20 protein-coding genes are annotated in these 22,871 nt (G+C 43.3%); 18 read left to right on the top strand and 2 right to left on the bottom strand.

Annotated features, from left to right (window positions below):
* Positions 1-57: 57 nt before the first annotated feature.
* The 17 genes from C0J08_RS14970 to C0J08_RS14890 all read left to right on the top strand — a co-directional run bounded on the left by C0J08_RS14970 (position 58) and on the right by C0J08_RS14890 (position 21,067).
* Positions 58-903: a hypothetical protein gene (locus C0J08_RS14970; protein ID WP_212652734.1), complete on the top strand. Its 846-nt coding sequence runs from the start codon at positions 58-60 to the stop codon at positions 901-903.
* A 12-nt stretch (positions 904-915) separates the two neighbouring features.
* Positions 916-1,899 (top strand): N4-gp56 family major capsid protein, encoded by a 984-nt coding sequence (locus C0J08_RS14965; protein ID WP_212652733.1) that lies wholly within the window; start codon positions 916-918, stop codon positions 1,897-1,899.
* Positions 1,900-1,980: 81 nt separating this feature from the next.
* Positions 1,981-2,433, top strand: a complete 453-nt coding sequence (locus C0J08_RS14960; protein WP_212652732.1) for a hypothetical protein — start codon at positions 1,981-1,983, stop codon at positions 2,431-2,433.
* Complete coding sequence (locus C0J08_RS14955) at positions 2,433-2,795, top strand: hypothetical protein (RefSeq protein ID WP_212652731.1); 363 nt, start codon at positions 2,433-2,435, stop codon at positions 2,793-2,795. The genes C0J08_RS14960 and C0J08_RS14955 overlap by 1 nt, the downstream gene beginning before the upstream one ends.
* An 8-nt stretch (positions 2,796-2,803) precedes the next feature.
* On the top strand, positions 2,804-3,472 hold the full coding sequence (locus tag C0J08_RS14950) for a phage adaptor protein (protein WP_212652730.1): 669 nt from the start codon (positions 2,804-2,806) through the stop codon (positions 3,470-3,472).
* A 3-nt stretch (positions 3,473-3,475) separates the two neighbouring features.
* On the top strand, positions 3,476-4,300 hold the full coding sequence (locus tag C0J08_RS14945; RefSeq protein ID WP_212652729.1) for a hypothetical protein: 825 nt from the start codon (positions 3,476-3,478) through the stop codon (positions 4,298-4,300).
* 4 nt (positions 4,301-4,304) lie between these two features.
* Complete coding sequence (locus C0J08_RS14940) at positions 4,305-5,444, top strand: phage major tropism determinant (RefSeq protein ID WP_212652728.1); 1,140 nt, start codon at positions 4,305-4,307, stop codon at positions 5,442-5,444.
* Positions 5,445-5,614: 170 nt separating this feature from the next.
* Positions 5,615-5,848, top strand: a complete 234-nt coding sequence (locus tag C0J08_RS14935; protein WP_212652727.1) for a hypothetical protein — start codon at positions 5,615-5,617, stop codon at positions 5,846-5,848.
* A 54-nt stretch (positions 5,849-5,902) separates the two neighbouring features.
* Positions 5,903-7,501, top strand: a complete 1,599-nt coding sequence (locus C0J08_RS14930; protein ID WP_212652726.1) for a hypothetical protein — start codon at positions 5,903-5,905, stop codon at positions 7,499-7,501.
* The gene (locus C0J08_RS14925) at positions 7,494-8,909 is read left to right on the top strand and encodes a phage tail tip fiber protein (protein ID WP_212652725.1); all 1,416 of its coding nucleotides are present in this window, start codon (positions 7,494-7,496) and stop codon (positions 8,907-8,909) included. The genes C0J08_RS14930 and C0J08_RS14925 overlap by 8 nt, the downstream gene beginning before the upstream one ends.
* Positions 8,909-9,244, top strand: coding sequence for a hypothetical protein (locus tag C0J08_RS14920; protein WP_212652724.1), 336 nt, complete (start codon positions 8,909-8,911; stop codon positions 9,242-9,244). The genes C0J08_RS14925 and C0J08_RS14920 overlap by 1 nt, the downstream gene beginning before the upstream one ends.
* Positions 9,237-9,584, top strand: coding sequence for a hypothetical protein (locus C0J08_RS14915; RefSeq protein ID WP_212652723.1), 348 nt, complete (start codon positions 9,237-9,239; stop codon positions 9,582-9,584). Before C0J08_RS14920 ends, C0J08_RS14915 begins: the two co-directional genes overlap by 8 nt.
* Before the next feature lie 4 nt (positions 9,585-9,588).
* Positions 9,589-10,482, top strand: a complete 894-nt coding sequence (locus C0J08_RS14910; RefSeq protein ID WP_212652722.1) for a type 1 glutamine amidotransferase family protein — start codon at positions 9,589-9,591, stop codon at positions 10,480-10,482.
* 139 nt (positions 10,483-10,621) lie between these two features.
* Positions 10,622-11,125 carry a hypothetical protein gene (locus tag C0J08_RS14905; protein WP_212652721.1) on the top strand — a complete coding sequence of 168 codons (504 nt, stop codon included), beginning with the start codon at positions 10,622-10,624 and terminating at the stop codon, positions 11,123-11,125.
* Positions 11,116-11,802, top strand: coding sequence for a hypothetical protein (locus tag C0J08_RS14900; RefSeq protein ID WP_212652720.1), 687 nt, complete (start codon positions 11,116-11,118; stop codon positions 11,800-11,802). Before C0J08_RS14905 ends, C0J08_RS14900 begins: the two co-directional genes overlap by 10 nt.
* Positions 11,802-12,887, top strand: a complete 1,086-nt coding sequence (locus tag C0J08_RS14895; RefSeq protein ID WP_212652719.1) for a hypothetical protein — start codon at positions 11,802-11,804, stop codon at positions 12,885-12,887. Before C0J08_RS14900 ends, C0J08_RS14895 begins: the two co-directional genes overlap by 1 nt.
* 62 nt (positions 12,888-12,949) lie before the next feature.
* Positions 12,950-21,067, top strand: a complete 8,118-nt coding sequence (locus C0J08_RS14890) for a pyrophosphatase-like OB fold-containing protein (RefSeq protein WP_212652718.1) — start codon at positions 12,950-12,952, stop codon at positions 21,065-21,067.
* Position 21,068: 1 nt separating this feature from the next.
* Here the strand turns inward: C0J08_RS14890 and C0J08_RS14885 are convergent, their stop codons facing one another.
* Together C0J08_RS14885 and C0J08_RS14880 are read right to left on the bottom strand one after the other, a co-directional pair.
* Entirely contained in the window at positions 21,069-21,272 is a 204-nt protein-coding gene (locus C0J08_RS14885) for a hypothetical protein (RefSeq protein ID WP_212652717.1), read from the bottom strand.
* A 574-nt stretch (positions 21,273-21,846) separates the two neighbouring features.
* The gene (locus tag C0J08_RS14880; RefSeq protein WP_212652716.1) at positions 21,847-22,026 is read right to left on the bottom strand and encodes a hypothetical protein; all 180 of its coding nucleotides are present in this window, start codon (positions 22,024-22,026) and stop codon (positions 21,847-21,849) included.
* 129 nt (positions 22,027-22,155) lie between these two features.
* Here C0J08_RS14880 and C0J08_RS14875 point away from each other — a divergent pair, with 129 nt between their 5' ends.
* Positions 22,156-22,845: an HNH endonuclease family protein gene (locus C0J08_RS14875; protein ID WP_212652715.1), complete on the top strand. Its 690-nt coding sequence runs from the start codon at positions 22,156-22,158 to the stop codon at positions 22,843-22,845.
* Positions 22,846-22,871 lie beyond the last annotated feature (26 nt).

Raw genomic sequence — 22,871 nt, 5'->3', positions numbered from 1 at the left:
GCCATGTGCGGGTTTTTTTGTATCTGGATACTACCAAACTAGCCCGGAGAAATAGCAATGCCGAAAAATGAACTTGAATTAAACGCTGACCAACTAGAAGCAAAAGCATTCAACGATGCGTGGAATGACGATGCACCTGATACCGATGACTTTGAAGATGACGTTGACGACGATACTTCTGACCAAGAAGCCGAAGACGACGACACCGACGAAGACAGCACGGACGAATTGGAAAAAGAAAGCGACGAGGATGAATCAGACGATCAGGACGAGGACGAGTCCACAGCAACGGATGACGAAGCAGAGCAGCCAACCGATGACAAAGACGCGCAGCGCCTAAAGTCGTGGGAAGGTCGCCTTAGAGCTGATGAAGCTCGATTAAAACGCGAGCGTGAAGCGCTTGAGAGCAAGCAAAAGGAAGGCAAGCAACCAGAAGGTAATGAATCTGATGACGAGCAGGATACCGACAACGGCCCTGACGAATTTGAAGAAGAGTTTCCAGAAGTTGCCGATTATCTGAAAAAGCACATTCAACCACTTCGAGAGCAACTATCGAAAAGTCAGATCGAGCAACAACAAAAGGCACAAGAGGCGCACATTAGCAGAATTACTGCTTCGCACCCAGATGCTTTGGAAGTTGCTGGCAGCGAAGACTTTCAATCATGGATTGATGATCAGCCTTACAAGAAAGCGAAAGACTACGTTCATGTTCAGCAAAACGGCACACCAGAGCAGGTTATCGCCATGCTCGACGACTTCAAAAAACACAAATCCGAATCCACTAAGCCAGACCCTACCAAACAACCATCGAGTGTCGTGAAAACTCGACGCACAGCCAAACCAAAAGGCCGTGTGTCTAAAAATGACTTCGATGGTGCATGGGAAGAGGCTAACAGCAATTAATAGGAAGCCATTATGAAATACGGTGATATTTCTCCACGTACTGCTGCGCATGTATCCAAAAAGTTATTGGAGCGCGGAATCCCTTACATGTGTTTGGAGCTTTTTGGCCAAACAAAACCATTACCAGCAAACTCCACGCAATCTATGACGTTCCGACGTTATGAAGCGCTTGATCCAACACCTCAAGTGTTAAGCGAAGGTGTGACACCATCAGGCAACACGTTAACCAAAACAGACATTACTATCCAAACCGAACAGGTTGGCGATTGGATTGAATTGACTGATGTGATCCAAGATACACACGAAGATCCTGTCTTGTCTGAATCAGTAGATATTTTGGGTGAGCAGTCTGCAGAAATGCTTGAACTGATGCGTTACGGAAAACTGAAATCAGGCTCGACAGTGTTTTATGCAGGCACTGGAGTAGTGGCTCGAGACGGTGTGAAAACCAAAATGACTCGTGATTTACAGCGTAAGGTAACGCGCTTTTTGCAAGCGCAAAAAGCCAAGAAAATCACCAAACGAGTTGCCGCTTCTCCAAATTACGGCACATCACCTGTCGCGCCTGCTTATGTTGGTATTTGCCATACAGACTTGGATAGTGATATTCGAGATATGGAAGGTTTTGTGCCTGTTGAAAAGTACGGTTCTGGTATGTCTCCATTTGAAGGTGAAATTGGTAAGTGTGAATCAGTGCGCTATATCTGCTCACCAGTGTTTAATCCTTTTTCTGATGCGGGTGCGACAAGCTCTGATATGTTGTCAACTACTGGAACAAACGCTGACGTTTACCCAATCATGTTCTTTGGTACGAACGCATACGCATTAGTGCCATTTAAAGGCAAAAATGCAGTGACACCAATGGTTGTTAATCCTAAGCCAGCAAACGGTGACCCATTAGGTCAGCGTGGTTCTGTGGGTTGGAAGACTCGCACTGGTACCGTAATTTTGAACGACTTATGGATGGCGCGCGTTGAGGTTTCAGCAAGCGAATAATCCATAAAGCAACCCCAAAAAGGCCCACTGAATTAGTGGGCCTTTTTTGTTTCTCCATTTTACTTATTTAAAGGTGATGATATGTCCGCTAAAAAATATACAAAAACTGCTCTTGGATCTTTAACTGAAGATGAGCTTATTCAAATCGGTGCTGATGACTTCAACTTAGAGCTTGATGAAGAAATGTCAAAAGACGATATGGTTGAAGAAATCTGGGAAGCAATCAAGGCAAGTAAAGAGAGCGAAAAAGATGCTAACGAGTCGCTTAAAGCAACGCCCAACGACCAAAAAGAAAAGGTCGAAATTGAAGTGGCTAAAGGTGGCGAAAACGAACCTGATTATGTGACCCCTGCCATTAACGGCAAGGTATGGCGAATCAAACGTGGCGAAAAAGTTATGGTTCCTAAGTTTGTAGCGCGTCACCTACAAAGTCTATCTAACACTATTTATAAAGAAGTGAAAGATAGCAACGGTAAGGTGATTGCTCGTAAGGCCGAAGAAGTGAAACGCTTTAATGTACAGGTAAGTATCTAATGGCTGCGCTGGCAGAGTTCCGCATTGATATAGCGCCAGACGTGAATGATTGCCCTCCAATTTTCATTGATCGACAGCTTATGCATACAGCGATTGAGTTTTGTCGGGAGACAAGAATTGCGGAGCCTCCAGCGCTAAGTGCTAACGAATTGCCAGACGAGCTTTTGAAGTACATCGAAGGCATCGCCCATGGTGTAAAGGCTCGCTTGTTTGCTATGACTGATAAGAGTTGGACGCAACTGACTCTTGTCGACTATCACCAAGACAAATTTGTTGAAGCAAAAGCTGACGCAAAGGCGGCTTTTCTTATCGGTGATAGCACCACCCCTACAACCGTTCAATCTAAGCCGTTTGGCTTTTAGGAGTCATCATGGCAACCACAAAGGTAATAGACATCATTAAGCGTGTGCAACGTGTTTGTAATGATAAGACTGGGGTTGTGTGGGAGGTAAAAGAGCTACTTGAAGATTTTAACGATGCTGTTAAAGACATTGTTCTTCATCGACCAGACGCTAGTACGGTTAATAAGTTTTTCGAATGTGTTCCAGAGTCTAGTAAGCAGTTATTGCCAGGTGATGCACTGCAACTTATCGAAGTCATCCGTAACAAAGAAGGAAGCATAATCGCAAAGATTGATCGAAAAATGCTGAATGTCATGAATCCAATGTGGCACCAAAGCACACCTACGATAAATATTGAATCCTACGTGTACGACGAGAGAGACAGAAAGCATTTCTATCTCTATCCGCGACCAGCCGGAACAACTGAAGATCCCCATCAAGTTGAGGTCGTTTATTCGACCTGTCCTGCTGATGTTGAATTAACAGATGAAGAGCTTGAAGCTGGAACGAGTGATAAAGCGATTCCATTGGAAGACACGTACTCGAACGCAATCATTGATTTTATGTTGTACCGAGCATACAGCAAAGACCTTGGCTCAGCTGCGAATATGGCGCGATCAGCGCGCCATTACCAAACCTATGGAAATGCGCTTGGTATGAAGCTCCGAGCCGATGCCATGATGATGAAAGAGGTGTGATTTATGGCTTGGGCTAAATTCGTAGGCAGCGCAGTTAAAGATAGCAATCAATTAACTCTGTTAAGTTCTGTGCCAGCAAGCCAGATACCCAAAGGCTACGAAGTGTTAGTGGGAGATGTGGGTAATCTGGAAGTGTCCTATGGCACAAGCGTCATGTATGACAGCCAAGGTAAACCGTTTAGCTATCTTTATCTTGTTCGTGCTTATTCCGGTGAAACGTCAAATGATGTTGACATTATTATCAAACCAACCGGCTCAAACCTTAATGAAGCTGTAGATATATTCCGATCTGGCTCAAATCAACTTAACCAGCTGACTGCTTTATATCGTCAGTTTGTTGAAGGTGATTCGCCTGTTACTTATCAGCCGTTCGATGAAAGCCAAGATCCAATTGAAATAAAACCGCTGCTACTCATCCAGCAAGAAAGCAATCAAATCATTGGTGATATTACAGCCCAAGCAAACACTGCAATTTCAGCAGCAGAACAAGAGATAAATACAAGGCTTGGTGAAGCTATAAACCAAGCTAATGCATCTGTTGCTAATTCTGAACAGCTTATTAACGACAGCTTAGCAGCATCGGAACAACGAACTAATACAGCCATAGAAAATGCTGAACAGGCGGTTAACGACAGTATTGCAGCAGGTCAGCAAACAATCACCACTTTTATAGATAGTACAAGGCAGGAAATTTTAGAGCTATCTCCGTCGCTGCGAAATGGCGCTTACGCGAGTATGGTCGCAATTATTAAAACCCAAAAAATACTTGTTCAGCAATCTCATACGAACATGACGCTTGATGAACGACTACGGAACTTAGAGAGCTAACACTATGACTGATTCAACGGTATTTCAAGAAGCCTCAAATGTGCTAACTGAAGCAACACAAGCAAGCGTGGCACAGACTGAGGCTGCTCAAGCGTTAACTGCAGAGGTGGCAAACAAAACTGCTGCAATTGATGAAAAAGTTAATCAAGCAATTGCATTATTGAACGCCTCTCTTGATATACATATTGATGGCTTGTTTAACAAGCGCATTGTGTCTGAGCCAGCATTCCAGATCGATGCAGGTACGTTGAAATCGTACACAGATCTAAGCGTCGAAGTAAATGGCGTCATCTACTCTTTCAGCGAAGGTTCGGCGTTAGCGCTGCCGTCTTCTGTTACTGTCGGCACCGATTACGCGATTTACGCTACACCGGACGGGCTTGTCGTTTCTGCGAATTTCACCGTGCCAGAAGGTTACACGGCATCAACATCGCGCCGTGTGGGCGGGTTTCACTATCAGGATGGCGAGATAAACGAGTACTCGTTGTATGACCTCAGATACTATCCTGACGCGCGAAACTGGCTGACTGGCGCAAACGATCCGCGCGGAATGGCTAGAGTGCCGGGCGTTGGCTGGGTCGATATCTATTATTTAAACACAACTCCAGACCTGCTTGGTACTAGCGCGTTCGGCGCGCAAATAGCGGATGGCGCGAGCCCGCCGAAAAAGCCTCAATACTGGGGTGGGGATGGTGTAGTGCAATACTCAGATTTTAGTCAGTACACCGCGTCGCGCGTGCTCGCTGCGTACGGAAAGCGTTTAGTGACCACGCATGAGCATGAGCAGCTCGCGTTTGGAGTTGTGACGGGCGCTAAAGTGGGGTCAGATCCGGGCACTGTTCAATATCACGCCGATACGACGAGTAAATTCGGCATCGTCGGCGCGACTGGAGTCATGTGGCAATGGGCACTAGAGCGCTGGGACAGAGGCAATGGCGCCAGCGGATACAGCTGGATGTCGGGTACAGACGGCGAGGGCCAGAGATATACGGCGGGATCGGAGGGTATCGGTGCCGCCATTGTCGGCTCGGCCTGGGACGACCCTGAGCCAGGGCCGCGTACGTCGCACTGGTCCAATGAGCCGTCGACCTCGCACAGCGCCTTCGCGGCCCGCGGGCGTAGTGACCACTTTGAATCCTGTTGAGCGAGCGAGAGCGAGTTAGAAAATGGAATAGCAGTATCGTGATGCAGTTATTAGTAGTGAGCAAATGGTCATTGTTAAAAAGTTTGATCTGAGGCGGTTTCTTGCGTCGTGGTTGGGTCATGCGAAATGGGCAGATAGTAAAAATTTAATCAAATCATTGGAGAGTATATATGCGCGGAGCAGTTAAAATTGTTAATACACCAGCGGATATGGCTGTGTCGCAAATGACACGAGAGCAGATTGTAGCAATGGCTACGATCACAGTGCGAACAGACAAAGTAGTTTATCCAGACGGCTACGATCAGGCGCTAAAAGAGGGTGACGATGGCTATATTGAACCGGATTATCAGTATGAAGAAGTGATAGATCAAAGCGCGCTGGATCGATTTGGCGTTGCGCTTTAGTAAAGAAAGAACATGGCCGCGAAAGCGGTTTTTTTGTGTCTGCAGTAGAGCATTATGACTTTAAAAATATCGAATTTTTCTGGCATTGCGCCAATTGTTGCACCACACAAGCTTGGAAGTGATCTTGCTCAAAAAGCGGAAAATGTAAGGTTGTCTTCAGGCCAGCTTGAAGCCATGAAAAGCTGCGCGTTTGTGTCTGAGCTAAGTCGCACTGATATTCAGTCGATTGCACGATATAAGCCGGGCAATACAGCATATTGGTTAGAATTTACAGCGCATATTGATATGGTGCCGTCTCAGATATTTGGTTCAGCGCGTAGTGAGATGTATTGGACGGATGGCGTGAAGCCAAAACGGACGACATCAAGTATTGCTACCGCTATCGCACCTTACCCTAGCGCTTCTTTTTCGCTCGGTGTTCCTGCACCTGAAGGCCAATTTTCAATAAACGATATAACAGGTGAAGAGCCTGAAACTGAGTTTGATAAAGAAGATCGTGTTTATGTTGTTACGTTTGTGACTGCTGAAGGTTACGAGGGGGCACCATCTCTGCCTGCTAACATAGCATTAGGCGGGGAGCAAGGCTGTACTCTTTCTAATTTGCCAACAGCAGCAGAGGGTAATTACAACGTAACGAGAAAACGTATTTATCGCGGCACATCGGCTTCAAATGAATTGCAATTTCTGGATGAGATAGAATTATCGACACCTGTTTATATTGATTCAAAAGTGGCTTTAGAGCTAGGTGAGGCCTTAACAACCATTGACTACGATTTACCGCCCGATGAAATGGTAGGTCTAACTGTAATGCCAAACGGTGTGTTGGCTGGCTTTAATGACAATCAGCTTTGCTTTTCAGAACCATTCTTACCTTACGCTTGGCCGAAGATGTACCGACTAACAACAGAAAACCCAATTGTTGGTATTGCGGCTATTGGTTCTGGTTTGTTGGTTACTACGACGGGTAAACCGTATTTGGCGTTGGGCACGACACCTGGCTCTATCTTGCTGCAGCAAATGGACAGTAATCAAGCGTGTGTCAGTAAGCGCAGTTTGGTCGATGTGGGTAATGCGGCTATTTATGCCTCACCTGATGGGCTTGTACAGGGAACGAGTAGTGGAGTTAAGCTAATTGGTGACGAGTTATTTTCTCGTGATCAGTGGCAGTCTCTGAAGCCTGAAAGTATTCATGCTTACTACCATGATGAAAAATACGTTTTCTTTTATGACAATGGGACTAAGAAAGGCGGTTATATCTTTGATGTTAGTGCGAAATCTAATGCCTTAACAGAAATCGATATTCACCCTACGTCCGGTTTCAATGATTTAGAGACAGGCATTCTCTATTTAATCGTCGATAACAAGATCGTTGCGTTTCAGAACGGGGAGCCGCTCTCATACACTTGGCGGTCAGGACAATTTCAATTACCTAACTTAATGCCCTACAGCGTGTGCAGAGTGGTGGCCGACTCTTACCCTGGGGAGATCTCTATTATTTACGATGGTGTTGTAGCCTCTTTTACATATGAAGATGATCAACCATTTCGCTTTTCAACTGGCGCAAGGGCGCGATTTGTTGAAGTAGAACTAAGAGGCACAAATTCAGTAAAACAAGTGATGCTTGGCAATGATATGGAGTCAGTGAATGGCTAATGCAAAGCGACCACAGATTGAGCCAGCCCGATTTACTGGACAGCTAGCAGGTATTAACACGCTATTTAATGCCATTCGTGAGCAAATGCAAATCGATCAGGGTGACCGTGGTGATCCGTTAGACCGAGTGGTAAAAATTCGTGATCTAACCGAAGCGGGTGTGGCGCAATTTCTTTTGTCTAAACGAGGTAATGGGCAATATGCAAAAGTGGTTGCACCGGCTGGCAATCAATTAGTTACAGCGGCCCCACCAAACCCTGAAAACCTTGAAGCGCACCCAACGACAGCAACTATCTATTTAACATGGAATGCGCCTAATTACCCTTATCACGCATATACAGAAGTATGGCGCAGTAGTGAAGACAACCTATCTACAGCCGTAGATTTAGGGGTAAGACCTGAATACCGCTATTATGCAGATGCCGTAGACACTGGTAGTAAATATTACTATTGGATTCGTTTTGTCACTCACGCAGGAAAGAAAAGCGACTTTAACGCTGTGAATGGAGTTGTATCCGAAACTAACTTACCGCCCGAAAAAATCTTAGAAAGTTTAAGTGAAAAAATAACGTCTAGTCAGCTATCTAAAGCGCTTCGACAAGAAATTGGCAGTAATGCAAATGCCGACCTTGGCAACACAATAAGTGCATTCATTGATAGCGATATTTCCAGCAGCCTTCATGATCTAAAGTCTATTCAGCAAGAAACAAATTATTTTCAGTCTGTCTATAAGCAAGTAAATCAGGTGACTGCAAAATTCAATAAAAGCACCGCACTAATCAAAGAGACTCAAACGGTATTCGCTGATGATCTTGGTGTATTAGCCGAAAAGACAACAACACTTGAAGCAACCACAGAAGATAACAACACCGCGATAATTGAAGAAAGAAAACGAGTTGATGGCTTGCGAGCCAACTGGTCTATTAAATTTCAAGTTGGAACTGATGGCGTATATCGGGTATCAGGATTTGGCATAGATGCAGATGGAGAAACAACCTCTGCACACTTTGATGTAGACGAGTTTAGCATTTCAAAGCCGGGTGCCGATAAACTAGATTTTTCTGTTGCTGATGTGCCTCAACCAAACGGCACTACTAAGCGCATGGTGGTGATGGATGCCGCTAGCATAGTAAACCTCGTCGTTACTAACGCCATGATAACCGACATTACTGCAGACAAGATAACAGCAGGAAAAATCAATTCAGCGCGTATTGATACGGAATCATTGACTGTGAAAAGTGCCCAGTCTTCGAATTATCAATATCGAACATCTGGTTGGAGTTTATCTAAAGATGGTCAGTTTGAAATCAATTCAAGTACTGACGATGGTCGAATTCAGCAAGATGGAAATGGCATAAAGGTTTATGACGCTAACGGCACACTTCGAGTAAAGATGGGGAAACTATAATGGCGGAAGTTATTTTAACTTTGATCAAGGGTGAGGGAAAAGAATTCCCTCTTACGTTCAATGATCAATCGGGAAACAGGCTTGATTTTACTGGCTCTAGCTTCTCATTTGCTATCGATATTATGGACGAAGAAGGAGTAAAACAAAGCACAATTGAGAAAGAAAGCGTCACAGTTTCCCAGAGCGAGAAAGGGAAAATAAACATAGTGTTTGATCAGAGCCTTGTAGATGATTTGCCGCTAGGTATCCATGGCTTGCGGATCAAAAGTGATATTGGCGCACACAATGACAAGTACACAATGGCCAGCGACTTGGTACGTGTTGTAAATGGCTGAATACGGTTTTGCTACTTACACGCAAGATGGCGTAGAAGGCTTTAATCTAAGCACTCGAATCACAAAAAAGGTGCTGGATTTAACTGTTGAAGCGGACAGTTCGGGCAGCATGACCGTATCTGTTCCCGATAATCTCGCGGTCGCTATCACTGTTATTCAGTTAGACGGTGACTCTTATATGAGACATTACCCGCATCGAGTTACCTTTGACGCGAGTACGAACCTATTAACCTATTCGCCAGGTGTAAATCCAGACCCAAAACTAAATGGTTTTGCAGAGTGGTGCATTCCAAGGCGTAGCCGATCCACCATTATTATTTATGGTTTTGTCCCCGGGTGACTCTATGACGTATGGCTTTGAAGTAACAATTAATGGCACCCAAGTTAAACTTGATGATGAATACAAAAATATTGTTCTATTGGGTAAGAAGACAGTGCAGCTATCCGCTGGATACCAAGAAGTATCACTATCCGAGTTTGCACATGAAAACCTAACAACCTGCATTCGTCATCTAGGTCTCGGTGTCTCATTCTTTGGGTATATTTATAGCAACGGCAAACGCTCAGGATTAAGGTTATACGCAAGCGCAGCAGGAAATGCAGAACTCGCATTATTAGTTCCATTTTTTCCAATGCCAGAGCAGGGTTATGGTGTCATTCTTTACAGCGAGAGTGGAGAGCAAAAGTTTCATTCAGATCATGTTTACTTTGATGTTAAAAATACGGGGGATTTATCTGTTAATCCTATTAACACAAACAAAGACATGTATGTTTTAAGTAACCCAGAAAGCCCATCATTAAAATATTACCCTTATTATGAAGAGTATCAATTGCCCGTTTATGGTCAGGTTCCATACGAATCCTGCCAGACACTTACCCGCCCTGTTTCTACATGTGAATATATTAATGGGGAATACACGTGTACTACGACGTATGAATCTTATCAGGATTGCACAACAATTTATAAAACTGAAATAGTGGGTTATAGAACAGAATCTAATAGCTGGGTGAATTGCACGAAAACAATTGGTATGGTTAAGCAAAGTATTGATGGAAATTTATCAAAAGTGACGGTGACCTTGCAGAATAATCAATATGTATACGGCTTTCATGACCAAGACAGCTACAACCACTTTACCGGCCTATCTTTTTCATCACCTGCTAACTTTGTTGTTAATCCACCATCTGACAAATTGGCTTTTAGTTCACGAACGATAACATGCAAAGCTATCGTTTAATAAACAACCATCAAGACTGACAATTGATAACGAATAAGCTATAGTTTTCCCATGCTGCCATAAGTGTGTGCAGCCCCATTATTTTTAAATTAAACCGTCCATGTGGCGGTTTTTTTGTGCCTAAAAAAAGGTATATGCCATGAATACACCCCAAGAAACGCAGGAAATTATTTTGTCTGATGAGTCTGTTATAGAGCTTCTTTCAGGCAAGGTGAATGAAAAGATTGAAGCCATGGAAGCAGAACTTCTAACACTTGAGCAAGTTGAAATGCCGGTTGAGCACCGATTCATAAACGGCATGTATGCGCGAGAAATCACCATTCCAAAAGGTACGATTCTTACGGGTGCTGTCCATAAATTTGATTATGTGGACATTATGTTGAGTGGTGATATTGCGGTTGCGACACCTGATGGTGTGAAGCGACTTAAAGGCATAAATATCATGACAGGACCTGCAGGAAGAAAGCGAGCCGGTTACGCATACGAAGATACTAGATGGCTAACTGTGCATAAAACTGATGCAACGTCACCAGAAGGTATAGAGGGCGTTCTCACTGTGAGAACAATTACTGAGTTCATGAACCTACCAGTATCAGAGAAAAAAACCGCTATTGAAAATAAAGGAGAACTATTATGTCAGTAGCAGTTGCAGCAGTAGGGATTACTGCATATTCAGCATACAGCTCCAATAAAAACGCCAACAAATCCATGGATCAGCAAGGACAAGCTCTTGCGTACCAAAATACAATCGCTCAGCAAGAGCTAGATATGGCTAAGGAGCAATACGATTACTACAAAACGACGTACCGCCCACTAGAAGAAGAAATCGTTGCTAATGCAGGGCTGTCTGAATCTGAACAGCAAGAAATGGTTACTACTGCAGGGCTAACAACTCAGTCAGCTTTTGATAGTGCCGAAGCATCCCGTAATCGAAATCTTCAGCGAATGGGCATTAATCCAAATTCAGGTGCTTACGCTGAAAATACACGCAAGTCGGCAATATCCAAAGCCGTCGCCAAAGCCAATTCTCAGAACACAGCCAGAGCAACAGCAGAGCAAATGGACTACAGCCAAAAAGCGGCCGCTGTTGGTCTTGGTAAAGGGTTGCCATCGTCGGCAGCTGGATTAATGAGCAGTGCATCAAGCAATTACGCAAATCAAGCCAGCGCGTATGGTCTAAATGCTCAAATGTACGGACAGCAAGCGTCGGGTGCAGTGCAAATGGGCATGGGTATAGCAGGTGCAGCGATGGGCTCGTATGACGACAACGGCAACTTTAGCCAAAATCAGTTTGGCAAAAACCTTGTAGGAGTAAACTAATGAGCGGATTCGGTCTAGGGTATTTGGCAAATGGCTTTTTGAAAGGCCAAGAACGCAATAGAAATTGGGGGCTGCGCCAAAAGCAAGAAGAACGAAGCCAAGCGGCAGATCAGCGCGCACAAGAGTCTCATGGTATCGGGATGCGTATTGGCGGTGTTAATGCCGCTATGGCTGAAGAAAAAATGACACCTGATGCCATTGATAGACGACGCCAAGAGTCTGGGCTTGGTTTGGACCTAGCAAAACAGACTCTTGATAACTCACAGCAGCAAGGTCTTGGTATCAAGCAGCAGAACGAATTACGCTCTGAAGACTTAACGCCAGAGGCCAAACAGTTCCGAGCACAGAACAGAGCAGCAGATATAAAAGCTAAGCAGCTTCAGAATCAATACAACGAATATCGTAATACCGACATTGGCCGTAAGCTCGAAAAAGAGTCAATGGCATGGGAAAAACATATAGGGGATATCGTTAATCAAAAAGATGAGGCTCAGGCGCAGGTTCAACTTTCCCAAGCGCTTGATATGAAGCGATATCGAATGATTCAGCTTATTGAAAGTGGAGACACAACAGGAGCCGCTTTATTTGTAAATTCCTCTCGCGCAAACAAGCATGAAAATATAACAGCGCTGCAGAAGACAAAAGATGGAGGCATCGTTGGTTATGATTCTAACGGTAAAGCAGTTATCAATATTACTCCTGATGAAGTTAAGGGTGTGGTTTCAAGAGTACAAAAATTACAGCAGAGCAAGAGCACGCAACCGAAAGTCATGACAGAAAAAATCTATGATGAGTACGGCACTCAGATCGGTGAAAAACCTTACATCATCAAAAATGATCCACAAACAGGCGAGTCTTATAAGCAGTACGTTGAAGAACGCAAAGACACGACTGTATCTCAGACGGACGGCGATGAAGAGATTGCTCTTGCGCAAACCATGGTGAAAGCGGGAGAAATGACCCCTGAGCAGTTCCAACAACTCTATGGTCAAGCTTACGCACCAAATCAAAATAATGCCCCGCCAAGTGCTAGTAACAAGCCAAGGCAAGATGATTACGACGTAGATATTCCTTTAATTTTCTAAAACACCGCAATTTTCAAAGCCGCCCACCGAGGCGGCTTTTTTTCGTTTGGAGAAAACAAAACGTGGCCGATTACACAAGAAAAGAAATCGCGCGCCTAGCCGCAATCAAAAAAAGAATTAATAGCAAAATGGAGAGCCTTGGTTCGTCACTTGAAAACGAACAGGGCTTTTTAGGTGATTCGGTCGATGCTGTTCAACATGGCTTATTAAGCGGAGCGGCAGACCTAACCGATGGTATTGGCTATTTAACTGGATCTGACACCATTAGAAAGGGGGCAGATTATCTAAGAGGCCAAGCAAACAACCAAATTAATCAAATGTCACCAGATGGCCGTGATGCGTTTCAAGTGTTTGGCATTCAAGCAGATGAAAGCAGCCCAACAGGTTATGGCTTCAAAGATGAAAGCAGCTTAAAAGGCTTTGGCCTTAATGTGCTTAGTGGTGTAGGTAGTTTTGTCCCAACGATGATACCAGGTGGTATTGCTGCAAAAGGTATTTCTGCTGCTGGGAAAGTAGCCGGTGCAGCAGGTAAGGGCGTCAAAGTAGAAAAGGCCATAGATAAAGCGTCTGACGTAGTGGGCTTTGGTGGTGTAGGCGCGTTAAGTATTGGCGGCTCTACAGGCAACCAAGCTTATGAAACCGTGGCTAACGCTGACTTTCACACGTTGAAGGACGCTGAAATTTTCCAAAAAGAATACTGGAACCTGAGAAAACTCAAAGAGCTTGATCATGTGTCTGCATTAAAACAAGCGCGTGAAAACGTGGCTCGCGAGTTGGCAACCGAAGCGGCAAAAGATGGCGCCATCATGGGGGCAATCACGCAAGGCGCACTTGGTCCAGTAATGGGTAAATTATTCCGTGGTGAGGCTGGCGGTATCGGTAAAGCAGCCGCAACCGGTGCAATTACCGAAGGCTCACAAGAGTTTGTTGAAAGCGGTGGTCAAACGGCCATTTCTAATATGGCGGTTAATCCAGCGGTACCAACCAACACAATGGATAATGTGATTGGTGATGCGTTGACAGGTGCCGTTGTTGGTGGCCCTGTTGGTGGTGGTTTTGGTGCAGCTGGCGCTTCTTTCAGTCGCTTTCGTAAGCCTAAAGACAACACGGATGATCCGCTTAATCTTTCCGAGCAAGATCAAGGCTACCAAGCAGTAGAGCAGCAGCTTGCCGAGATTGAAGGTCTGATGGTTGAAAATGGCGACAACTTAACAGAATCTGAATTTGCCGAGCTTGAAGCCAAACGAAATGAGTTACTACAAAGACGGGCTGAATTGACGGGCGAGCAGCCTATGGATTTTTCTGGTCCAGTTGAAAGCCAAGCTCAACCAGAGCCGCTTGCTCTACCTAATCAAAATATCATTTATGGTGAACGACCAGCGCCAAGCCAAGAGCAAATACAAGCGCGACAAAAGAGCCAAGCAGCCTTTGAAGGCCAATTTGGTGAGCCACGAAATACAGGCAGAGAAGGTGAATACCTTGGTCAGGTCTTTCCGGAAAGCGCCAATCAACAACAAGGCGGTAATGTCTATGATGGTGAAGTGTTGCGCGATCCTTTGCCACTCGAAGCGCCACAGCAATCCGGTGACGTTCCAGCACTTGAAGACGCTGGGATCATCTATGGCGAAAAGCCAGAAAGTAATACTCGCCCCGCTCGTTCCGATGGTTTAATCGACCCATACACCGCCCCACAGCCAAGCCGTAAAAACGACAATCCAATCTATCAAGAAATCAAACGTAAGCAGCGATTGCTTGAAGAACAAGAGCAATCAGTAACAGAAGAAGCAGCGCCACAGCTTAACCAACAAGCAGCCCCTGAAGCACCGTTAGAGAAATCAGCTCTACAAAATGAAGTATCAGAGTCTAAAAATGTAACTGAGTTGCCAGCAGTTGAAAGTAGTCCTGTTACTCAGCCGCCATTAGAAGGCATTGTCGCCGAGCAAGAACAGTCATCATCTGCAGAGCTGTCAACTGAGGGCAGCGAGCCAATCAAGCAAGCATTAGATAAGGCTGCACAGGACACAAATACCCAGCCAACTGAAAAGCAGATCGAGGCTGATAACTATAAAAAAGGTCGGGTATCTCTTCATGGCTTAGATATCGCCATTGAAAATCCTAAAGACTCTGTTCGCTCTGGCCAAGATAACGATGGCAAAAAATGGGAATCTAAAATGGCTCACCACTACGGTGATATAAAAGGTATTAAAGGGGCGGATGGCGATGACCTTGATGTATTTATTGGCGATAAACCGGAAAGTGACAAAGCCTATATTGTCGACCAAGTAGACCCAAAAACAGGCGAATTTGACGAGCATAAAGTCATGCTTGGTTTTGATGATAAAGCACAAGCAGAAAATGGTTATCTGGCTAATTATGAGGATGGCTGGAAAGGTTTTGGTGCTATCACTGAAATGCCTGTTAGTGACTTTAAAGAGTGGATCAAGAAAGGAGACACGACAAAACCTTTAAGTGATCTGATGGGTAATGAGGCCGAGCTTACCGAGCAGACACCCATTAAGATGTCTCTATCAAACAGACCGTTTAAAACAGAAAGTAGTGCTCGCTTATCTCGTACATTTAAAGACACGCCTAATGCAGAAATCATTCCTGTAGAGGGTGGTTTTGGTGTTCGCGAAGGAAATGGAAAAGACGAGCCTTTAGAAGCATTGCGCGCAATTCAACCATCCAATATATCAATAGAAGATACCCTTGGAAAATGGTCAACCTTAAAAGAACTCAGGCTAAAAGCTAAAGAGTATGCAAGAAATCATATTGCCGGAAAGACAGTAAAGAATAATGAAACAGGAAGAGATATTGTTCTCTCAATGAGTGGTATCAAGCACACGATACAAGGGGCAAATGAAGACTTATTGTTAACCATTCCTAAAACAGAGGAGTTAATTAAAAACGCAAAATATGTTGGCAGGTCTCAAGATAAAAAAGGCAATAAATCGGTAATTGCTCACCATTATTTTGAATATCCTCTTTTAGTAAGAGGTAAGAGGCTACAAGTAAGAATTGATGTAAGGGAAATGTCTGATGGAAGCTTTTATTACGATCATGGATTTAAGAAAAATGAGTCTTCCGATGGTAACAGTTCAGGGCTGAACCTACGCTCACAGGGACCCAGCTCAAAGAGCAAACCAACAAGTGAGGGAGCGGAAGATCTACGAAGTATAGATGATGACGGCTCGAATGCCAATGACAAAGAAATTACCATTACTGAGAATAAGCCAAAAAACCAAGCCGAAAAAATTGAAGATGTAGGTGAAAAAATCGGAGGTGCTAGAAAAGATACATGGGGGGATTACCTTGAACAAATTAACAATGATCTTGATGTAAGTGCTGAGCCATTAAGTAAGTCTTTCCCTCAGGTAGATTACCAAAAAGCCCTCGATGGCGGCAGCGACAAAACAGCATTAGCATTTGTAGCTCTTCTGCGTGACACAATTCCTTCTAAGCCTAAAGCCCCACACAAGATTAATAGGTGGGCTACACAGGTGAAAAAAGCCAAAGAAGCGGTTGGTTTCATTTTAGAAAATCCATCAGAGCTAGAGTCTCAAATATCAAAAATTGATTCATCGAGCACAATTCCTCACATTAAGCATATGATTGATGTTATCAAGAATGTGCCCACGGAGAAGATTAAAGAAGCTGCAGCATATCGTATTAGTACTCATCACTTTTCGAGTCTAAATGGAGTGAACTATGATCCACCAAAAGTCTTTTATAGAGTGTATAAAAATGCAGCTAGGAAAGAGACATCATTACCGCTCGAGTCTGTAGAAGAGGCTAAAAAAGAGATACTGAAAAGATTAGATGAAACTAAAGCAAAGGCTAAGGTAAATCAAAAATTAGAAGTTTATAAAGACAGATACACCAAGCAGGTTTTTGTAGGTTGGAAAGGATCTACAGGCGTTTTAAGAGTCAAGAATTTCGATAGCTTAAGCGATGCAAGAATTGCGATAGCAGAGCAAAGAGAATCGCTTGAGTCACTATTGTCTGAAATTAAAAGCACACCTTCTATGCGTGAATCAATAAATGCTAACCGAGTAGGTCCAGCACGACGTGATAAAGATATTTCAGCAAATGAATTTATGGAAGAGTTTGGGTTTCGTGGTGTTGAGTTTGGCAACTATGTTGAGCAAGCTAAGCGACAAAGTGACATAAATAATGCCTTTGATGGTCTGCACGACTTATCTGAATTGCTAGGCATTCCAAGTAAAGCCTTGTCATTAAACGGAGCTTTGGGTATTGCATTTGGTGCTCGTGGAAAAGGCGGGAAAAACACGGCTTCAGCGCATTATGAGGTTGGAAATGTTGTTATCAATCTTACTAAAAATAGTGGCTCAGGCTCACTCGCACATGAGTGGTGGCATGCTATGGATAACTACTTTGCTAATCAAGGTGAGGCGCAGTCTGATTTTGAAACGGATGGTACCCGTCACAAGAAGGTAGGCGATGATGCTGAAGGTATTCGGCCTGAAGTCATTGAAGCCTTTCGAAATGTAATGTCAGCTATCAAGGATACAGATTTAGAATCACGATCTTCTTTGCTTGATGAAACTCGCTCTAAAAAATATTGGTCAACGAAAGTTGAGATGTCAGCTAGAACGTTTGAGGCTTATGTAAAATCAAAGCTAGAAGACAAATCCCAGTCTAATGACTACCTGGCAAACATTCGATCAGAAGAGAGTTGGGGGAAATTGAAGTCTAAAGATTCTTACCCTTACCCTAAGTCATCAGAAATGAAAGGAATCACTAAAGCCTTTGATCAAATGTTTCAGGTATTAAAAACCAAAGAGACAGATAAAGGCGTTGCTCTTTTCTCGGTAGGAAATTCCAACGGTTCAGGATCAAAAGCCGACGATATACGCAAAGCAGTTGAACCGCTTATCAAGCAGCTTCACGAAGAAAACACCTTTCAAGTCGTTCAGTCTGTTAATGATTTACCTTTTGCTGTTCGTATTCTAGTTAAAAAGCAGTTATCTAAGTCAAAAGGCGAAAACGCAACGGTTCGCGGTGTGAATGCTGGCGCCAAAAACTATCTTATTGCTGATGGTATCAAGGATGAAAAAGAAGCGGTTTCTATCTTCCTTCATGAAGTGGTTGGGCATAAAGCAGTTCTGGATATGCTAGGAAAGGAAGGCGACTCCATCATGGAGCGTATTGCTTACAGCTATGGCCCTAAACAGCTACAGGACTTGATTAAAGCGTATGGTGCCGACTTCAAAACCAAAGAAGGGCGCATATTATTGGGCAAAGAGAAAGTTGCTCAAATGGCTGAGAATAACGAGAAGCCTTCACTATTGGGTAAGTTGGTAGCCAATGTTAAAGCATGGTTGCGTAAGTTCTTCCCCAATATCAAATGGTCAGACAATGATGTGCTCAACATGCTAGCAACCGCGAGAGATAAGGTCGAAAACCGCTACATGGTGAAAGTCGACCTAGATCCAGCCGAATCGAAAAGCGATGCAGTCGAGAAGGAGGTTAATCTCTCGGTTAAGGTCAAAAACAAAACAGAACCAACCGAAGAAACACCATACGACACGCTATATAGAACATTAGGGCAAAAAGATAAAACTGTCTTCCAGAAAGCCAAAGATGAAATGAAGCGTCAATTTAAAGCCGGCGGCTTACTTCCAGATTCTGTATTCAATAAAAAAATTGCTCGCGATTCAGATATGAATGCCAGCGAGTTAGAGATTAGCGCCTATTTATCTTCTTTTAGGTCATCAATTAAAAAGGCTTATGGTAAAGACTACTCCGACTTGTCCGATGCGCTTAAGCAAAAGCTTAATAATCAAATGAGTTCGACCGACCCAGATAAGACCATACCTTTCTCCGTCAGACTGGAATTGATGAAGATGAGATTTAGCATCAAAGGCTTATCGCAAGAATATGCTGCCATTCTAAAGAGTGATATGGAGCAATTAAGAAACGAAGGCAGAGACTCAGCTGCAAACGAAAAAGCTCAACTATTGGAAACGATATTGGGCAATTTGGACACATACACCAATAGATCATATAAAGCCTTTGATGATCCGAAATGGCCTAAAAAAGTCCCTCAGAATATCTTAGATGATGCTAAAAACTACCTTGAATCACGTTATGAAGGACAGGGGCTCCCTAAAAGCGAGATTCAAACTGCAGTAGCTCGAACCATTCGAACTATTTTGGAAGAAGGAACGGCTTACGAGGATATGGGGAGCTTCATAAAAGAGAGTAAATTAGGTGCTAAGGATTTAAGCACTTTGAAGAAAAGAAAGGAGATAGCCCCTGAAATTAGAGCCCTGTTAGGTGAATACCAAGATGTTGAGGTTAACTTTGCCAAGACAGTTACAAAGACAAGTCATCTCGTTGCAAACCATAAGTTTCTTCAGCATGTTCGTGATTTAGGTGAAAAAGAAGGTTTCTTGTTTACGGAAGAAAACAGACCTCTCGATAAAAGTGTTGTGAAAATTGCCGCGGATGGTTCGGAAGTTATGGCGCCATTAAATGGCTTCTATACTTACCCTGAAATCGAACAGGCTTTTAGAGAGGCTCTTGGTAAACAGGGGGATATGCCTACATGGTTAAGTGGAATTATTCGATTAAACGGCATAGTAAAGTACGGGAAAACTGTTCTATCACCCACCACGGCAATGAGAAACATTTGGTCTGCTTTTTTCTTCTCTGTAGCAAACGGGCATTTTGACATTGGCCAAATGCGTAAGTCCATCGAAGTTAGAAAGCAGTACTTTGGTGGCGATAATGACAAAAGTAAATTGGCCTATCTTAAAAAATTAAAAAGCCTTGGGGTTATTTACGATACGCCTTATGCGGGTGAAATGATGGACCTGTTAGAAGACTCTCGCCTGCAGGATTTTATGACTAACAAGAAGGTCTTTTCATCGTTTACTAAGCTTAATGACTTTGCTCAAAAATTTTACCAGTACGGTGATGATATGTGGAAAATCATGGGCTGGGAAAACGAGAAAGCCATGCTCATGAAATACAAGAAAATGAGCGAATCTGATGCCGAAGTTGCTGCCGCTGAACGCATTCGAAATACATACCCAACTTACTCTATGACTGGGCGATTTACGCAATCTCTAAGACGCTTCCCTCTTGCTGGTACCTTTGTTTCGTTTCCCGCTGAAATCATTCGAACTAGCTATCATATGATTAACTACTTAAAGCAAGATTTTAAAGAATCGCCTGCTTACGCTAGACGAAAGCTAGCTGGGCTTGCGCTTGTTAGTAGCTTAGGGTTTGCAGCGCAGGGAATCAGTAAGGCGTTGATGGGGCTTGACGACGACGAGGAAGAAGCCGTTAGAGATATGGCTGCACCTTGGCAGAAAAACTCAAACATATTGTTTACTGGCCGCGACGAAAATGGAAATATTCAATATTTGGATATGTCGTTTCTTGATCCCTACAACTATTTCAAACGCCCAATTAATGCCATGTTAAGAGATCAGCCTATTCAAGACATGGTTGCTCAATCCGCTTCTGAAATGTTGACCCCCTTCTTTGGTGAAGACATTACCTTTAGCAATTTAATGGAGGTTTACACAAATAAGAAAGGCAGTGGCGGGAAGGTGTTTAATGAGCAAGCTTCTACTAGCGATCAAACAGTTGACATAGCTAACCACCTTAGAAAAGGTTTGCAACCGGGCTTTATGAGCAATATGGAGCGAATGTATAAAGCTATGGAGGGGGATGTTTCTGCCAGCGGTAAAAAATACACTGTACAAGATGAAATGGCCGCCCTTGTTGGCTTTAGAATGTCGACATTAGATCCAAAAACAGCGCTTTACTATCAGAGCTTTGATTTTAAACAAAACAAAGCTGATTCAGCAAAAATTCTAAAGGATGTGTTGAGAAACCCTAACAAGGTATCTAAGTCTGATTTGGAAAATGCAAGAGACATGATGCTCAAGGCTCGAAAAGATTCATACGATAGGATGATGCGATTAGTTAAGTCTGCAAAAAAAGCAGGCATGACAAACCCAGAGATAGGGCAAATATTGAAGTTAAGCGGAGTTAGTCGACAAGACGTTATGTCTCTCATTCTTGGGCGTATGCCAAAAAATGATAGTTATCTTAAAATGGCTGCTTCTATCTCAAAAAGAGCAGAGGTTTTGTATGGCAAAGAGTCTGGAAACGAAATCATAAGTAGAGCGAAAGGGCTTTAAGCTATTCATCACCCAAGTAATAAATAGGAACACTTGTATCGACATGGATGTCATCTTCTAAATCCCGCCCCCAAAAAATTCCACTAAAGCAGAATATTAGCCAAGCGATGAAGAGCCAACCGTGCCAGTTATCGGTTATTTCATTCTCTATCCGCATGCGGCGTTCATGCCAAGTTGATCTTTTCTTTTTTGGCTTTTCCTGCATATTACCTCCGAGTATTTAGCTAAAGCCTAGCTGTTTAGGTATAGGGAGTGAAGGGACTATTCTCTTGTGGCAACGATGTACATTGTGATCAAGTCTGTATTTGTATCATTGATAACCGGGATTTTTTTGAAGCCGTGCCGCTCATAGTACTGCACAAGCTTTTCAATGTTTTCGCACTCTAGTGTTATTACTTTTCCACCGATTAAATCTTGTGCCTCATAAATGATCCCATAGGCTTCAGCTAAAAGGTCCTTTAGGTTGATTGGGTTGTTATTTATATTAAAATTTTTACCAATTTGGCCGATTAGGTGAGTTTTGATTATGCCACCACGAGCTTTTAGTTTTTTGAGAAGGCTGTTTGAAGCGAGTTCTGTATCAATTTTTATCTCTTTTGATGATACGGTGGTGTAACCGAGAAGATCACCATTACTGTCATTTAAAAGAAAATAAGTGCGGGAGGCTGCTTGTTTTTCGTTACTAATCGCGGTGTTTCTGAGGAAATGTTGTACGTCTGAGTTTATAGAGCTAAAAGTGTTGATGATGGAATCCGCATAGGATTGACCATCATCATCTTCTAAGATTTTCCTGAGTGAGAGAATCGTTGTTTTAATAGCTGCATACCTTTGTTGCTATCTTTGTTAAGGTTGCGCTTTGCAACTTTAACAGTAATTGGCGACTCGATGTCTTTCAAAAACTGAAGGCTAGCTTCTTTATCTTCGACAACGAATGGTCTTTCAAATGATACTGTGGACATAGACTTACCTCTGAACGTCTTGTTCAAAAAACATCTTGTTATTAAGGTCTGTACAGTATCGTGCTATGCGGTTTAATTTGCTAATTGATTTTTTCTATATACATGTTGCAGAAGGTTAGGAGTTATAGAGTGGTGACGTTTTTTCATAGTCATATTTTAATAGTTATTTTACTGGTTTTATCAGCTTCATCACAAGCTAGTGAAATCGTAAAAAAGTCTAAATCAGCTATTTGCCATACACCAGGCTCTCAGTATTACAGCCGAACCAAGAACTTTACTTCATACGACACATTAGATCAGTGCCTTGCTAGTGGTGGCCGATTACCCAAAGGCCAAAGCTACACCTCACAGTCAAAGCCTAAAGTCGTATCAGAAACACCAACCAAATACAGTCGCGACGAATTTGGAAGAGGCTGGGCTGATGAAGATAAAGACTGTCAAAACACCCGCCAAGAAATTTTGATTTCTCTGTCTACAGCGCCTGTTCGTTTCTCCGATGATAGAGAGTGTCGAGTAACGTTTGGTCGTTGGATTTCGATGTACTCAGGTGAAGTTATCTTTGACGCGTCAAAGATAGATATAGACCACATCGTGCCATTGAAATGGGCTTGGGATAATGGTGCTGATAAATGGAGCAAAGAAAAACGAGAGCAGTTTGCTAACGATCCGGTCAATCTAGTTGCAGTGGAGGCTTCATTAAACCGCCAAAAGGGTGCAAAAGGGCTTGATGAGTGGCAACCGCCAAAAAACCAAACACAGTACAAGGCAAGGTATGAACGAGTATTGAAAAAATATGGAATACAGATAACTATACGTTAGAAATATTTAATAATAGGAATGGTTTA

The organism is Marinomonas sp. CT5 (assembly GCF_018336975.1).
In the GTDB taxonomy this organism is placed as follows: Bacteria; Pseudomonadota; Gammaproteobacteria; order Pseudomonadales; family Marinomonadaceae; genus Marinomonas.
This window is presented reverse-complemented; position numbering and strand designations above follow the sequence as displayed.

Bases quoted from the DNA above. Each gene is read 5' to 3' on its own strand.
- C0J08_RS14960 (WP_212652732.1), top strand. From the start codon at position 1,981: ATGTCCGCTAAAAAATATACAAAAACTGCTCTTGGATCTTTAACTGAA.
- C0J08_RS14965 (WP_212652733.1), top strand. From the start codon at position 916: ATGAAATACGGTGATATTTCTCCACGTACTGCTGCGCATGTATCCAAA.
- C0J08_RS14955 (WP_212652731.1), top strand. From the start codon at position 2,433: ATGGCTGCGCTGGCAGAGTTCCGCATTGATATAGCGCCAGACGTGAAT.
- C0J08_RS14940 (WP_212652728.1), top strand. From the start codon at position 4,305: ATGACTGATTCAACGGTATTTCAAGAAGCCTCAAATGTGCTAACTGAA.
- C0J08_RS14915 (WP_212652723.1), top strand. From the start codon at position 9,237: ATGGCTGAATACGGTTTTGCTACTTACACGCAAGATGGCGTAGAAGGC.
- C0J08_RS14945 (WP_212652729.1), top strand. From the start codon at position 3,476: ATGGCTTGGGCTAAATTCGTAGGCAGCGCAGTTAAAGATAGCAATCAA.
- C0J08_RS14885 (WP_212652717.1), bottom strand. From the start codon at position 21,272: ATGCAGGAAAAGCCAAAAAAGAAAAGATCAACTTGGCATGAACGCCGC.
- C0J08_RS14895 (WP_212652719.1), top strand. From the start codon at position 11,802: ATGAGCGGATTCGGTCTAGGGTATTTGGCAAATGGCTTTTTGAAAGGC.
- C0J08_RS14970 (WP_212652734.1), top strand. From the start codon at position 58: ATGCCGAAAAATGAACTTGAATTAAACGCTGACCAACTAGAAGCAAAA.
- C0J08_RS14880 (WP_212652716.1), bottom strand. From the start codon at position 22,026: ATGTCCACAGTATCATTTGAAAGACCATTCGTTGTCGAAGATAAAGAA.
- C0J08_RS14935 (WP_212652727.1), top strand. From the start codon at position 5,615: ATGCGCGGAGCAGTTAAAATTGTTAATACACCAGCGGATATGGCTGTG.
- C0J08_RS14930 (WP_212652726.1), top strand. From the start codon at position 5,903: ATGACTTTAAAAATATCGAATTTTTCTGGCATTGCGCCAATTGTTGCA.
- C0J08_RS14900 (WP_212652720.1), top strand. From the start codon at position 11,116: ATGTCAGTAGCAGTTGCAGCAGTAGGGATTACTGCATATTCAGCATAC.
- C0J08_RS14950 (WP_212652730.1), top strand. From the start codon at position 2,804: ATGGCAACCACAAAGGTAATAGACATCATTAAGCGTGTGCAACGTGTT.
- C0J08_RS14925 (WP_212652725.1), top strand. From the start codon at position 7,494: ATGGCTAATGCAAAGCGACCACAGATTGAGCCAGCCCGATTTACTGGA.
- C0J08_RS14910 (WP_212652722.1), top strand. From the start codon at position 9,589: ATGACGTATGGCTTTGAAGTAACAATTAATGGCACCCAAGTTAAACTT.
- C0J08_RS14920 (WP_212652724.1), top strand. From the start codon at position 8,909: ATGGCGGAAGTTATTTTAACTTTGATCAAGGGTGAGGGAAAAGAATTC.
- C0J08_RS14905 (WP_212652721.1), top strand. From the start codon at position 10,622: ATGAATACACCCCAAGAAACGCAGGAAATTATTTTGTCTGATGAGTCT.